Raw genomic sequence first — 13,445 nt, 5'->3', positions numbered from 1 at the left:
GGGCCACTGTGACCCGAATAGGACGGTCCGATGTGGAGAGAACCAGCGTCCATGGGGAAGTCTCCGCTTATTTTGTTCGGTGATTCAAGGCCAACCTCGTTGCGAAGTTGGAACGGAAGCGCTTACAACAATCCAACCAGGCGAAGGCGTCTGACAGGCAACGAAGACAGGGCCTCCATGTTTGAAGCCATCGAAATGGGAGAATTTATGAAAAAGATCTTGCTGGCCGTTGTCTTGGTGTTGGCCGCCGCGAGCGCGAATGCCGCCGATACATGCAAGTCAAAGGCGATCGACAAGAATGGAAAGCCGCTGGCCGGCGCGGCTCTGACCTCGTCGCTGAAGAAATGCACCAACGAGGCTGCTGCTGCCTGCGATAGCTCTGCCAAGGATAAAAATGGCAAACCGCTGGCCGGCGCTGCAAAGTCCTCATACACCAAGAAATGCGTCAGTGATGCGGTCGGAGGCTAGTAAGGCGTCCGCAAACACGATGCAAGAGACTTCAGTGCGCCTGATGACCAGGGTCGGTCCTTAGCTCTGATCCGGCGCTTTCTTCGTTGACGCGGCCGTAAGGCTATCAGGCGTGCAGTATCGGATTGCCGTTCTACGCAGGTGACCGCTCGACCGCCGTTGAGCTTTCGAAATAAGAAAGGCTACAGCTTCGCTGCGCGCCCGCACGACTAGAGCCCTTTCAATTTCGGGCGTCGCCCTTTTTGACCCAGGCCGAGTTCCCGAGCGATTTTCGAGCGCGCTTCCGAATAGAGGGGGGCAACCATCGGATAGTTCCCGGGCAACTTCCATTTCCCTCTATAATCTTCGGGCGATATCGAATGGTGCATCGCCAGATGACGCTTCAGTGATTTGAAGTCGCCACCGCATTCCAGGCAGGTGATGTGGTCCTTATGGACCGACTTTTGCACGGAAACGGCCGGTTTTTGTGCTTCGACCTGCGGCGCTGGCAATACCACCAGCGAGCAGCTGTCGAGCGCACGATAAACAGCGGTGATCAGATTTGACATATCTGTCACTGGGACGACGTGCTTGCGCACGTAGCTGGAAACAATTTGGGCGACAAGATCGGCCAGGGACTTCGGCGTCGCAAGCGGGGCAGGGTGGCTCATAACAGGTCGTCGGGTGTGGCGTAATCCGCACACCTGCAACCAAATCGGCGTCGTGAATATGCCATGTTTCCCTCGCGATTTCGTTGGTTGAGAAAAAACGTCGATCACATAATCAATATTTCATTAGAAAACAGCCACTTAAAAAATCCACTCTAAGTAGCTGTGCCAGTATCGTACATGATGCAGGACTATTCTGAGTCACAATTCGTGATTTGAACAAATAGTCGCCTGTGTGATTCTCGTATTGTAACAAAACGGAGAGAGAAGTGGAAAACTTAAATTTCGATGAGCGACTCGAAGATGATGTAACGAATACTGACTGCCGAACAGAAGTGTACAAGTTCATGTCAGAACTTATTGCAAAGTTAGGAGGCAGGGGTTGGTCTGAAGTTGAAATTACAGTCGCGTTGGCTGATGCCGCGGATGAGCACGTCATGCTGCTGGCGAAGTCCAAACGTGGTGCATCCCACTAGCATAAAGACGGGATTTTAACCTTACCTGGTAAGCTTAACAAAGGCTGTCGGTTGCAAGAGCCAAGGGCTGTGCCATCATCCGGCATGACCTATTTTCATCCGCCCAAGTTTAGCGTCGATCAAAAGGAGCGTTCGGTAGAATGTGCGGCCATGTGCAAACGGGCACTCACCGCATTCATCCGTGACGCGGTGGAGGCTGGATGGCGCGAGCAGGAGGCGGCTCTTTTCTTCGCCGACGCCTCTGACGATTACGTTGCCTATCTGGCAGCGACGCCCAACCGAAAGTGGGTGGCGGCAAACTCAAACTGACTGGGGAAGCGCTGCGCCCGCAGAGCGAGATGCCGCGCTACAGAGAATATCGACAAGTGTTCCTACTTCGACACCTGGATCGCTTTTTTCGAGCTGCGCAACAGCACTGGAAGACGTGCCGGCGGGGCTGCGAGACCAGACACAGAGATGCCGCGCCGCAGGGATGCGTTGCGCATGTTGTGCCCCAGTCTTTCAAGCGCCGATTTGGACTTTGGCGAAGCCAACATAAATCTCCGTGCATGACCGACATGGCTTTGATGTCAGTCATGTATGATGAATGCGCCAATTTCTTAAAACGAGACGAGGTGATGGCTAGGCGGTGCAAACAGGGGCAATGGGATAAGTGGCCGACGTACTGCATCTCACCCGCGAAAGCGCCAGATCGGTGGCCCCCCGGCATCGATACGATCAGGGCAGACTTACCCTGCGAAAATTGTGATCGGTTCGGTGAACGCCCCCGGGCTGTTGTAGGTGGGTGCAGCACGATGAAGTGATCTTGCTCTAACTCCGCGCAACCGCAGAGGTTCGTGGGATCCTACCCTATCTTCGGTCCAACCGTGCCACATTGCTCCCCTCCACAGTGGGTTAGGGTGCTAGGTAAAAAGCGCCAAAGATTGAAGAACATACCTGAAGGAGCGCGCCGCATGACACCATCGCTACGGCTACCCATCCAATGCGCTTGTACAGAGCTCGCCGCTTGTTAAGTGCGAGCCGAGTTTCGTTCCTCAAAGAGCCAACGACGAACCCCATTCCGTTCGGCGTGACAATTTCGCGCGGCACGCCGAACCGAAATAATAAGATGGCGCCTACCCATGCTAAAACGACCCCAACCGAGTTCAATATTGCCAACAGCATGATGACCTCCTTTTAATTTTAAGTCATCATGTCAGGTTCATAAAGGGCCGCAAGCCGTTTCCAATTGTGACTAGGGCGCCAGGAAACGAAGCCAGAGGTGGAGTTGCCCCATAAAAACCGGACAGGATCAGATTTCTGTTTGACGGTCTAATCCGGCAGGCTAGCGGCCAGCAGTTCGACCAGATGGCCCTTGGCGAAGAGAAGGCCGGTCCATCCTATTTCGAGAGCGATGGCGGTCATGAGCCCCGGCTATCGGCTTCCAGCCGAGCCACGATCTTTGCCATCCTGCGGCAGAAGAGGGCCAGTCTCGACCAGCTACAGGCCGCTTTCGGCTCTGATGATCCGATCGATTTCCTGCACGCGCTGCTAGGTCACCGGTCCCTTCCCAACAGGGCGACGACTGTCTTCATCACCGATTTGCTGGGAAAGCTGTACTCTCAAGGCTGAGTAAATGGCCCAAAGAAGTGATCAGGGCGTGCATCCTCTGCGTACTTAGAATGAACCATCTGACGGAAAGCTGGCGATTTGATTGAGGAGCCTCGACCAGCGCTCGGCCTCCTCCTTTGGCAGCTTCCAAAAGACGAAGAACCTGCCATCGACCTCAATTTCAGCCGGACCGGCGGTTCTGGCATCAATCACATGCCAAGATCCGTCTTCATGCGGCGATAGATGATACCTTGAGAGGCTATCCATTGTCCGAGTATACCATCGCTACAACCTTTTAGTCAGGGTGATGGGTGGAAAGCACCAAAGATTGAAGAGTATACCTGAAGCAGCGCGCCGGATGACACCATCGCTAGGGCTACCCATCCAATACGCTTGTACAGAACTCGCCGCTTATTAAGTTCGAGCCGAGTTTCGTTGCTCAGAGAGCCAACAACGAACCCCATTCCGTTCGGCGTGACAATTTCGAATGGCACGCCAAACCGAAATAATACGATGACGCCTACCCATGCTGAAACGACCTCAACCGAGTTCAATATTGCCAAAAGCATGAAGACCTCCTCGAGTTCCGGGACCAGACCTTACGAAAAAAACCTTGAACTCCGTCATGGCGTTCAAGGTTTTCAGTTACATGTCAGTACTTTTCGGTCCGGTCATGTCGGCCAATCACGGACAGCCTGTCGGTAACGTCTCAATATGAAACGAAACTGAAAAGCGGTAGTAACTTCATTGGGCGCCGACTATATTTCAATCCGACCACTATCTTTTCCACCACACCAGCCACGACGTGATCAGGGTGATGTGTTAAAGATCAGCTTCATCATCAATCATTTGTTCCGGGTCGTAAACAACCTGAGCAAGCGACCTTTGCCACAGCGCCTCAACCTTTGTAGTCTGCTCTGGCGTAGGTTCTCGCCCATTAAGAGCCCGAACCCAATCTTGATGAAGACGCTCCGCCTGATCTGCCGACAGATCGTTAATGCGCTTCTGGGTCACATGAGAGCCTTTGTGATCGGGGCGGGGCTGGCAGAATAGAGGGATTCGGAGTGGATGGCGTTGAACTGTCTGTAACTTGCAACCCCCCATTAAAAGGGTTTGTATGGCCCGTACATTCGTTCGAGAAAGTCCATGCTCGACTTTACGTTGCATTCAAGCCTGTCGTTCTCACATTTCACCGAATAATTTTCGCTGTAAATTATACAGCCGAAACCAACGAGAAAGAAAACACACATTGCAGCCACCATCCACTTTTGCTCGGTATTCAGTTTCGCCATTTGTTTCTCCATTTAACGAAAGTCGGTGGGGGGAGCTCGCGAAGACCAAGTGCTATATTTGATTGGGGTGATAAGCGCAGTCTTGCCCACGCTGCACTGCTATTGTCCGACCGAACAGTTGTTAAATAGAACTACGAACGGCAAGAAGACCATACAGGGGAGCAACCCGTTCGAGACATACGGAAAAAGACGCTGGCGAATTTTGCTTTCACCGGCTCTGTGCTTGCGAATAGGGCCGAATGGTCCTTCCCCCTTTGCTCGGAAGTACCGGTATCCTATCAACGTCCAAATCAAGAGTTCGAAGCTTACGACCGCTGCCCCAGCAAAAAGACGGTTAGGAAAGCTTACTGTACAGGCAACAAGGTTGCGTCCGAGATCCTGCCCAGTGCTTATGTAAAAAGCCAGTTCCACCGGCAGCAGCGAGAGACCAAGTACCAGCATAAACAGAACCGCTAACCCTCTGTCGTTTGAGTAATTGGAATATTTCATAACATAAATTTCGAAAGCATATCTAACCTGCTTGAAGACCACATTCGAACTTGATGATCAATCCATAGGTGGCGTCGAAAAACAGCCATTCCTTTTGGAAAGCGGGCGAGGGCTCGCTAATTGTTATCAGCAGCAGTATAGCTGGCATGCGTCAGTCCCCGTTTTTTTGCAAGACCATGGACGATGGCCTCGAATGCCAACGCCTCTGTGGCGTCATTGAATCCGATTGCAAATGTCCCTTTGTTTAAAAGTGGCATGACCGTCAGATACCCCCAACGGCGATACCGCGGCATAATGACAACATACACTGCAACTGCCCCTTTAAATATGCGCCAACCTCCGGAGAGACGAAACAACCATGACAACAATCCAACGCGTGGTCCTTGCAAGCAGGCCCAAAGGCGCTCCCACCTCCGAGAACTTCCGACTGGAAAGCGCCGAGCTTGCTGACGCTGCCGAAGGCGAGGTCACACTCAAGGTTCTTTACCTCTCGCTGGATCCTTATATGCGCGGCCGGATGAGCGACGCCAAATCCTACGCGGCTCCCACTCCTGTCGATGGCACCATGGAGGGTGAGACCGTTTGCGAGGTGGCGCGCTCCCGGCATGCCGACTTCAAGCCCGGAGACATCGTGAGGTCCCGTACCGGATGGTGCACGGGTGCCGTGATGAAAGCCGACGCGATCCGCCATGTCGACACGAAAGGCGCACCCATCAGCACCGCGATCGGCGTCCTTGGAATGCCGGGCTTTACGGCCTATTCCGGCATGAAGGTCATCGGTCGCCCCAAAGAGGGGGAGACCGTCGTGGTCGCAGCCGCATCGGGTCCGGTTGGCTCCATGGTCGGTCAGCTCGCAAAGCTGGCAGGCGCGCGGGCTGTCGGCATCGTCGGCGGACAACAGAAACTGGACTATGTCCGCGACGAGCTGGGCTTCGACGCAGTCGTCGATCACCGTTCAAAGGATTTCAAGACGGACCTGGAGCTTGCCTGCCCGAAGGGTATCGACGTCTATTTCGAGAATGTCGGCGGGCCTGTCTGGGAGGCGGTCATGCCACTTCTGAACATGTATGCGCGCGTTCCGGTGTGCGGTCTGGTGGCCAACTACAATGGAGCGGCGGCTTCAGAGCAAGACAACGTGCCGGCGATGATGTCGGCCATCCTGAGACGGAGCCTGCTGATCCGTGGGTTTATCCAGACCGAGTTCGTCCTCGAACATTATGCGGCGTTCGAGGCCGAGATCGGTCCCATGGTGAACTCCGGTCGGATCAAGTATCGCGAAGACGTCGTCGAAGGACTGGAGAACGCTCCCGAGGCGCTGATCGGGATGCTGCAGGGGAAGAATTTCGGCAAGCTGCTGGTAAAGGTGGCAGACCGATCGTCGAAGGGGTGACTGGCGCTTGCGGCAAGCCTCAAATCAGACCAGGAAAGACATCTAAGGGGACCGACAGGTTCCCGCCGCTAGCCTCCATAGGATCATCTCCCACGGTCAGCCAGCTTTGGGCTTCCTGCCCGGTCTCAGTGTTGCCTGGTGCTCCAACGACACTCACTTTGATAGCCAGTCAATCCGGATCGACGGAATTGTTCAAGAGCTGCGGACAGGGGCGGCCAACCGTTGGTGCCAATGCGGCGATCTACAGTTCGGTTACCGCCTAGGCTCGAGACGAATGTCTTGCCGTCCCATCGATCGTCGGAGGTCGACATCTCGACCTCCGCCCCGCGATAGTGCTTTCCTGGCAATAGCGTTCCAACGGTGTCCTTGACCCAGACCCTGGAGCGGCACCACAGCTAGCGGTAGGCATCGCTGATCGCCTTGGTTCCGAATGCCTGGCGGCGCGCAATACGCACTGAATAAGGAGCGCTGCGGCCTCCTACGACAGACGCAACCATCAGAGCGGTCACACCATCCTCATCGACATCCCACCGTCGATAACGATGGTCTCTCCGGTCATGAACTCATTGCCGATAAGCTGGACGATGACGTCGGCGACATCCTCGGGCCTACCTTCACGCTTCAATGGGATCCGGTTTGCAATGTTGTTCGCTTTCGCGATGTCGGTCATGCCGTCTTGAAACGGTGTCCGGATAATTCCGGGCGCAACGCAGTTCACCCGGATCCCCTCGGCGGCGTGGTCGCGCGCAAGCGCGCGGGTCATCTGAATGAGGGCGGCCTTGACGACCTGATAGGCGGTGTTGCCCGGACATCCACGCAGAGCAGCCGCTGACGAGAGGAGAATCACCGCCCCGCCCCGCGAGGCCAACGAAGGGTGTGCTGCCCGGAACAGATGGAAGGCGGAGTGGACATGGACGTCGAAGGCGTCGGTCCAGTTTTCGGCAGGCATGTCGACGGCCGCGCCAGGAGCCGGGCCGCCTGCACAATGGACGACGCTGTCGATCCGGCCGAATTCGGACATGGCCTTCGAACAAATCGCCTTGGATACTTCCGGATCCCGCATGTCCCCGATAACGTGAAGGGCGCGGATGCCAACTTTTTCACCCTCGGCAACCAGCTCCGCAAATCGCGCGCTGGCAGTTCGCGAGTTGATGACCAGGTTCGCACCCCTGCCAATCAGTTCCTTGGCCGTCGCATAGCCGATCCCCGAGGTACCCCCCGTGACGATCGACGTTGTTCCTTTGATGTCCAGCATGCTCTCTCACCATAGCGTAATGATACGAATTCGGTCTTCCATTCCAAAGGTCATATCCCGGATTGGCCCTTAAAGAATTAGTCTAGCGTTCACCGAGCGAAGCTGCGCCCTTGAAGTTGTCCGATATATCTCGATCCCGGAGGCGATCATAGGCAAAACCCCTTACGACGAAAGCGACCGCCATGGCGCGACACGGCGGGCTTCATCCACATCGCAAGGCCAGAGAACGCAACCCGCAAGACCCTCTACGACGCAACGGGACGTCAGACAGACCTGTGCGGGAATTCGCCACGCTGCTCCATGTCGTAAATCGTGGTGTCGGCAAGGGAGACGATCTGGCAGAGTTGATGCCAGCGAATGGTTCGCTTGCACAAGGGTGTTTGCGGATGCGTGATGGCGATACCTCAGATGTATGATCCAAGGACGAGAGAAGCCTGATCGTCGTCAGGGATGGGAATGCCGCGCCGAACGCGTGCGTGGAGGCGGCGGCGGTGGCGTCGAAAACGGAGGGTTTGCCAAGATGCAGCTGGTGGATCTTCCGATCTCGCGCTTCCTCGGCCCCTAATTTAATCACGCGCGTTCAGCACCGCGTCGGTCGCTTTAAGGCAGGCGCAATAGATCATATCTGACGAGGTATGGCATTCAACCATTCATATATGATTGTTAGAGCGCCAGAGCGATTTCGGTTTCATCATTCAGAAATGCCGGTTCGTAGGCGCGGGCCAGGCTGCCGGTAACACCGACAAGACGGAACGCCTCGCGCCATTCATCCGAAATGCGGCGTGCGGTTTCCCGGATCGTCCGGCGTGCATCGGATTCGAGTATCTCGAAGAATTCGCACGCTTCCAAGGCGAGCATGATGGATCGGTCGTGCGCTCCATCCTCCAGAATTGCGGTTTCGAGATGCGGGTTGCGATCAGGCGCAGGGTTCACGTCGAACATCGGCGACAGACGCCAGCGACCGCCGCCGACATAGAGAAAGCCGTGGTTCTTCAGGTGATCATCCTTGTTCGAGACGAGGATGGTGAAGATCAGGCGCAAATAGAGTTCCCGGAAATCAGCCAAAGGTTCGGCCGCGGCCATCCGCATGAAATCGACGATCTCGGTATAGGCGCCTAGTTCCGTCCCGGTCTTGGCCAATGCGGTGCGCGCCGAAATGTAGGGAATACGCGCGGTACCGCGTCGGTCGAACCGTCGCAGCAGCGCGACGGGAAACGGGGTTTCCGTCAGTTCCAGACGCGCCTCTGGCGTGCGAATGCCGCAGGCTCTGGCGAGGCGGAGGGTTGCGACTTCGACGCGCTCGATGGGTTGCTGGTCGTGGACGGAGGTGAATTTGGCGAGCCAGAAGTTCTCGCCATCGATGACATTGGCTTTGGGGCGAGCCCCCCCCGAGCCGCCGGCTCCAGCGAGCGCTTGCATATCCTGTGCGGAGATCTCCTTGCCCTGCTCGTAGGCCCGGGAGATTGCGGTGATGGCCTGCAGGTCGATCAGCCGCGGCACGGCCTCGGTTTCTCGTCCTTTGATGATCGCTCCATTTGCATCGACGAAGCGCAGAGCGCCCTGTCGGCAAGTATCGTCGGAGAGCGTCAGATATTCAAACTCGGAGAGGCCATTGCCGTAGGTGCGTTCGAGAAGCCTGCGACCCCAGCTATCGGGTGCTGCATCGGAGAAGACCCCTGCGAGCGCGTCACGCGTGTTGCCCGACTGGCCGGAGGCGTGGAAGGAGCTGCCTTCGAGCGGTAAGGTCGGTTGTAGCGCAAAGGCGCGGGGGTTCTCGATCCAGGCGGGATCATACGAAAAGGCGGAAAACTGGCGCGGTCCGGCCTGCGTGAAGCGCAATCGGCCGACGGGCGTCAGGCTTTCACCAAGGGCGACATGAGCGGCAAAGTCGGGCATCAGAAGGCTGCGCCATCTGGGTCGATGACGTCCTTTTCGTCTTGTTTCGTCTTATGATCCTGCGTTTCCTGCCTGCGGAGTTTTGCGGCAAAGGATTTTCCGCGTCTCGGCAACTGTTCGGCGGCCAACGCCAGACCCAGATCATCCGTGCGTATGTCAAGGAGGTCGGCCAGGCGCTCGACAAGCCCCATGGCGACGAGAACATCGGCAAGCGTACCGATGCCGACACCCCGATCGCCTTTTTCGAGCCTTGCAACGGTACTGGGAGACGTCCCGGCGTGAGCTGCGAGATCAGATACGGCGATGCCGCGGCGCAAACGTGCGTTGCGCAGGTCGTAACCCAGTCTTTCAAGCGCCGATTTCGACTTTGGCGAGGCCAACGCATTTCTCCGTATATGAACGATATAGCTCTAATGGCACTCATATATGACAAATTAATGCCTTCTTCAAGCGAGAATAGATGATAACTGAGGCGTATAGGCAAGGGCAACGCCAAATCACTGGGACAACGTGCTGCAACTCACCTTCGCAAACGCCAGATCGGTTGCGATAAACCGCTCCCGCATCGGTGCGATCAGGCGGACGGGATCGGTAGGCGGATGGTCGTTCTCACGGCCGCGCACCTCGAGAGAGGCGGCGAGATCGCGATGCTGTGAAGAGAGTACAAATCTTCTCAAGCCAGCCTTACCCTGCCAAAAATGGTGATTGGTTTGGTGGACGCCGCGGGGCTGGGGATGGAGGCTTTAACAGGTGAGTTGAGTGGGCGAATGGACACCGTTCACAAAGATCACCGAAGTCCTTGCGACGGCCGGCATCATCTTCATCGACGAGAACGGATAGGGCGCTGGAGTGCTCTATGAAAAGACCCATAAATGAGCCAAGCCAATCGGCGCGCCCCGACAATGAAATCCATCGGGTGGTCATTCGATCTGTTACACGCTCCGTGCGCGTCTGCGATTGCATCGACGCCGTTGGAAGGCTTGCCGCCTGGGGAGGGTGTGGCGAGCCTTTTTTCTGTTATGCTGCGCTCAACAAATTCGTGACTTGCTATAACACAAAGTATCCGTGACTATTAGCGTGCTGGCCCTGGAGTGTCGTTTCGCTCCAAGCGTGACCCCCCTAGCAATCCGGAGGCCAGCACCTCCCCCCGCTTTGAAGGCGTTAATGAGGCCAAGGGTCGACGAATAACGTCTGACTCGCCCCACCAAGCCCCTACGTCCGTCACCACCGGATCAAACACGACTGTTTATATGCAGAGTTACGATGACCAAAATTCCCGAGACTTATAGGACGCAAGGAAGCCGCAGATTTTTGCGGTCGTCGACAATCGGCGCGATGATCGCACCCGCCGAGGTCAGCAGCAACCTCATGTAGGGGTGTACTGGACACGGGACCGCAGGATCGGGACACCCCTCAACCCTCTGTCTGGAAGCTTTTCCACGAGATGGCTCGCTGATCGCCCATGTCAGCGGGCAGGTCTCATGTCCAGATTGATCACTACGGCGACGATGGACCGTCGATCCGCAATCCTCGATTGCGTAAGAGCTTGCACGCCTCGCCGACCATGCCACCAGCCGGACCGACGAGCTCATACCCTGGAACTGGAAGGCGGAAAGATCCGCTATCGCGGGGGCGGCGTAAACAGCGTTTGAAACAGCTGCTTTGAGCGCTCCACGCCCTCATCCGTCAAGATCACTGACTTCGCCTTGTTGACCGGGTCCCCGATCATCCCCTTCTTGAACAGCCGATCCATCGTGCCCCAGTCAAACCCCTTCCAAGCACGACCCTCATGAAGCGTCAGCCACAGCAGCGCCAAGACTGCGTCGTCAATTTTATCTTCGTCTATATCCATCGGGGAATATAGTCAAAGCCAGCTTGCCTGAAAACCCGTCTGGCTATAGCCGATGCCGCCTGTTGCCATAAGCTCGCGGGAACCGTGTCGGAAACCGAAAGGACAACAGGATGCCCACCCACCGATCGGAGCCATCCATGACGCCGTCTGTCCTCGCACCGGCGCCGACGATGACGGCCATCAGAGGAACGATCGGGGCTATCTCACATCATCGCGGCCAGGGCGGCGTGTATCTGGGCAACGACAGCCGCGCCTTCCCCCACGGCGGCGGCAACCCGTTTGGTGGATCCGGCTCTGACGTCTCCTATTGCAAAGATGTTTGGCAGGCTCGTCTCAAGCGGGAATGCCGGCCGCCCGCCGGCGGCATCGGAAAACCTGCCGGTGCAGATAAAGCCGTGTTCATCTGTCTCGACGTGGGCGCGGACCCACGCCGCGTTCGGATCCGCGCCGATGAAGAGGAACATGTGCCGCATGGGTATTCGACGTTCACGGGCGGTCTGCCTGTCTTTCAGAATTGCCCCGCATAGGAGTCGCTCGCTATCGGCTTCGAGCCCAACCACCTCGCACGTCGTATGGATCTCGACGTTCGGCAGGGCGGCGATCCGGTCGATGAGATAGCTTGACATCGTCTCTTCTAGCTTCCGCCTGACGATCAGGCACAGCTTCTTGACCTGTGGCGCGAGGAAGACAACCGCCTGGCCGGCGGAGTTCCCTCCGCCAATGAGGGCGATTTCCTCGCCGGCACATAGCCGCGCTTCGATGGCGGACGCCCAGTACGAGATGCCGGCGCCCTCAAAGCTGTCGATGCCGGCGATGTCCGGACGACGATAGCGCGCACCGGATGCAATGACGATGGTTCGGGCAGCAACGATACGGCCGTCCGTCAATGTCAGGGCATGGAGCGCGCCCGGACCCGATTTCGGAACCAAGTCGGCCACCTGCAGCGGGAAGGCAATCTCGACGCCGAATTTGAGGGCCTGATTGAAGGCGCGCCCGGCAAGGGCGAAGCCTGAGATGCCCGTCGGGAACCCCAGATAGTTCTCGATCCTTGCCGACGCACCCGCCTGGCCACCCGCAGCCCGTTCGTCGAGGACGATGACGCTCAGGCCCTCCGATGCGGCGTAGACGGACGCGGCAAGACCCGCGGGGCCGGCGCCGACAATCGCCACGTCATAGACCATATCTTCCTTGAGATCGGGCGTGATGCCGAGACACAGGGCAGCGTCGCCATCCGTCGGGTTTCTAAGGACGGTTCCATCGGGGCAGACCATGAGCGGTAGCTCCGACGCAAGGATGCCCAAGCGTTCGACCAACGCGCGCCCTTCCGTGTCTAAGGTGGCATCGAGCGTGACATAGGGGAACGCCACACGCGACAGAAATCCCTCGAGCCTTGTCAGTGACGGTTGGCCGGGCGTGCCGACGAGCACGGACCCCGAGCCTCCGGCACTTATCAGCGCCACGCGGCGAAGGATGAAGGCGCGCATGATCAATTCGCCGATGTCGGCCGACCCGATGACCAGCGCACGCAGATGCGCTCCATCGAAGGCAACCGCACTGCACCCATCGGGACCAGCTTTGCCATCTACCAATATAGGACGGCCCGAAAGCTGGCTGACTTCGCCCGATATCTGCCCGGTGCGATGCGTTGTGAACTGCGCGCGCCGCGTCAGGCCATCATGGCGAAACGTCTCGATCGCTCCGTCAAGGACGAGCCAGGCGGGCACGTTGTGGTCACCGACCGAGAAGACTTGTTCGCCGGGCGCGAACCGTGTTGGCTCGCCGAGGGAGAAACGCTTTGCCGTCTCCATCTGAAGAGGCGTGAGGACGGGAAGCATCTGATATTCACGGGAGCTGAAATCGGTCGTCACACGCCTCTCCTCAAGGTTTCGAGCGGGTCACGAGCGACCCTAGGTAGACATGGAAAGCCTGCCGAATTCCAAGAGGTTCAGCAGCTTAACCCCCGTCTGGGACGAAGACCCCATTTTATAAAATCAATGGCGTACTCAAAGTCGGCGTTCCGCCTTTTCCGGGCCTTTCCGCCTCTACTTTCCCGGTCGTCTCGCGGCTAGGGAAGAGCGCATGGAGCCGGA

Annotated in this window: 14 protein-coding genes; 6 read left to right on the top strand and 8 right to left on the bottom strand. The window is 57.2% G+C overall.

Translation table 11 applies throughout. The features are described from left to right. Positions 1-177 precede the first annotated feature (177 nt). Positions 178-468, top strand: a complete 291-nt coding sequence (locus PR018_RS23220) for a hypothetical protein (RefSeq protein WP_279621439.1) — start codon at positions 178-180, stop codon at positions 466-468. Positions 469-677: 209 nt separating this feature from the next. On the opposite strand, the gene PR018_RS23215 is transcribed toward PR018_RS23220, so the two are convergent. Next, a complete protein-coding gene (locus PR018_RS23215; RefSeq protein ID WP_142832079.1) occupies positions 678-1,118 on the bottom strand; it encodes a Ros/MucR family transcriptional regulator in 441 nt (146 codons plus the stop codon). A gap of 266 nt (positions 1,119-1,384) precedes the next feature. Here PR018_RS23215 and PR018_RS23210 point away from each other — a divergent pair, with 266 nt between their 5' ends. The 3 genes from PR018_RS23210 to PR018_RS23195 all read left to right on the top strand — a co-directional run bounded on the left by PR018_RS23210 (position 1,385) and on the right by PR018_RS23195 (position 3,202). Beyond that, on the top strand, positions 1,385-1,591 hold the full coding sequence (locus PR018_RS23210; protein WP_142832078.1) for a hypothetical protein: 207 nt from the start codon (positions 1,385-1,387) through the stop codon (positions 1,589-1,591). A gap of 84 nt (positions 1,592-1,675) precedes the next feature. Beyond that, positions 1,676-1,900, top strand: coding sequence for a hypothetical protein (locus PR018_RS23205; RefSeq protein ID WP_142832077.1), 225 nt, complete (start codon positions 1,676-1,678; stop codon positions 1,898-1,900). Positions 1,901-2,938: 1,038 nt separating this feature from the next. Then, entirely contained in the window at positions 2,939-3,202 is a 264-nt protein-coding gene (locus PR018_RS23195) for a hypothetical protein (protein ID WP_142832076.1), read from the top strand. Positions 3,203-4,003: 801 nt separating this feature from the next. Here the strand turns inward: PR018_RS23195 and PR018_RS23190 are convergent. Continuing rightward, positions 4,004-4,195: a hypothetical protein gene (locus PR018_RS23190; RefSeq protein ID WP_142832075.1), complete on the bottom strand. Its 192-nt coding sequence runs from the start codon at positions 4,193-4,195 to the stop codon at positions 4,004-4,006. Positions 4,196-5,320: 1,125 nt separating this feature from the next. On the opposite strand from PR018_RS23190, the gene PR018_RS23185 reads away from it, so the two are divergent. Next, positions 5,321-6,352, top strand: a complete 1,032-nt coding sequence (locus tag PR018_RS23185; RefSeq protein ID WP_142832074.1) for an NADP-dependent oxidoreductase — start codon at positions 5,321-5,323, stop codon at positions 6,350-6,352. Positions 6,353-6,857: 505 nt separating this feature from the next. On the opposite strand, the gene PR018_RS23180 is transcribed toward PR018_RS23185, so the two are convergent. Beyond that, positions 6,858-7,607, bottom strand: a complete 750-nt coding sequence (locus PR018_RS23180) for an SDR family NAD(P)-dependent oxidoreductase (RefSeq protein ID WP_142832073.1) — start codon at positions 7,605-7,607, stop codon at positions 6,858-6,860. A 412-nt stretch (positions 7,608-8,019) separates the two neighbouring features. Between PR018_RS23180 and PR018_RS23170 the strand changes: the two genes are divergently transcribed. Continuing rightward, the gene (locus PR018_RS23170; protein WP_153816494.1) at positions 8,020-8,172 is read left to right on the top strand and encodes a hypothetical protein; all 153 of its coding nucleotides are present in this window, start codon (positions 8,020-8,022) and stop codon (positions 8,170-8,172) included. A gap of 98 nt (positions 8,173-8,270) precedes the next feature. Here PR018_RS23170 and PR018_RS23165 read toward each other — a convergent pair whose 3' ends face one another. The 5 genes from PR018_RS23165 to PR018_RS23145 all read right to left on the bottom strand — a co-directional run bounded on the left by PR018_RS23165 (position 8,271) and on the right by PR018_RS23145 (position 13,190). Beyond that, positions 8,271-9,503, bottom strand: a complete 1,233-nt coding sequence (locus PR018_RS23165; protein ID WP_142832072.1) for a type II toxin-antitoxin system HipA family toxin — start codon at positions 9,501-9,503, stop codon at positions 8,271-8,273. Then, positions 9,503-9,883, bottom strand: a complete 381-nt coding sequence (locus PR018_RS23160; protein ID WP_142832071.1) for a helix-turn-helix domain-containing protein — start codon at positions 9,881-9,883, stop codon at positions 9,503-9,505. The genes PR018_RS23165 and PR018_RS23160 overlap by 1 nt, the downstream gene beginning before the upstream one ends. Positions 9,884-10,000: 117 nt before the next feature. Next, positions 10,001-10,180, bottom strand: coding sequence for a DUF2274 domain-containing protein (locus PR018_RS23155; RefSeq protein ID WP_142832070.1), 180 nt, complete (start codon positions 10,178-10,180; stop codon positions 10,001-10,003). A gap of 944 nt (positions 10,181-11,124) precedes the next feature. Continuing rightward, positions 11,125-11,355, bottom strand: a complete 231-nt coding sequence (locus tag PR018_RS23150; protein ID WP_142832068.1) for a DUF6429 family protein — start codon at positions 11,353-11,355, stop codon at positions 11,125-11,127. A gap of 203 nt (positions 11,356-11,558) precedes the next feature. After that, positions 11,559-13,190: an FAD-dependent oxidoreductase gene (locus PR018_RS23145; protein ID WP_142832100.1), complete on the bottom strand. Its 1,632-nt coding sequence runs from the start codon at positions 13,188-13,190 to the stop codon at positions 11,559-11,561. Positions 13,191-13,445 lie beyond the last annotated feature (255 nt).

The organism is Rhizobium rhododendri, assembly GCF_007000325.2.
Classification (GTDB): Bacteria; Pseudomonadota; Alphaproteobacteria; order Rhizobiales; family Rhizobiaceae; genus Rhizobium; species Rhizobium rhododendri.
This window is presented reverse-complemented; position numbering and strand designations above follow the sequence as displayed.

What these genes read in the sequence shown, in the direction of transcription:
- PR018_RS23205 (WP_142832077.1), top strand. Translation starts at nt 1,676, where the DNA reads ATGACCTATTTTCATCCGCCCAAGTTTAGCGTCGATCAAAAGGAGCGT.
- PR018_RS23185 (WP_142832074.1), top strand. Translation starts at nt 5,321, where the DNA reads ATGACAACAATCCAACGCGTGGTCCTTGCAAGCAGGCCCAAAGGCGCT.
- PR018_RS23150 (WP_142832068.1), bottom strand. Translation starts at nt 11,355, where the DNA reads ATGGATATAGACGAAGATAAAATTGACGACGCAGTCTTGGCGCTGCTG.
- PR018_RS23220 (WP_279621439.1), top strand. Translation starts at nt 178, where the DNA reads ATGTTTGAAGCCATCGAAATGGGAGAATTTATGAAAAAGATCTTGCTG.
- PR018_RS23180 (WP_142832073.1), bottom strand. Translation starts at nt 7,607, where the DNA reads ATGCTGGACATCAAAGGAACAACGTCGATCGTCACGGGGGGTACCTCG.
- PR018_RS23145 (WP_142832100.1), bottom strand. Translation starts at nt 13,190, where the DNA reads ATGCTTCCCGTCCTCACGCCTCTTCAGATGGAGACGGCAAAGCGTTTC.
- PR018_RS23195 (WP_142832076.1), top strand. Translation starts at nt 2,939, where the DNA reads ATGGCCCTTGGCGAAGAGAAGGCCGGTCCATCCTATTTCGAGAGCGAT.
- PR018_RS23215 (WP_142832079.1), bottom strand. Translation starts at nt 1,118, where the DNA reads ATGAGCCACCCTGCCCCGCTTGCGACGCCGAAGTCCCTGGCCGATCTT.
- PR018_RS23165 (WP_142832072.1), bottom strand. Translation starts at nt 9,503, where the DNA reads ATGCCCGACTTTGCCGCTCATGTCGCCCTTGGTGAAAGCCTGACGCCC.
- PR018_RS23170 (WP_153816494.1), top strand. Translation starts at nt 8,020, where the DNA reads ATGATCCAAGGACGAGAGAAGCCTGATCGTCGTCAGGGATGGGAATGC.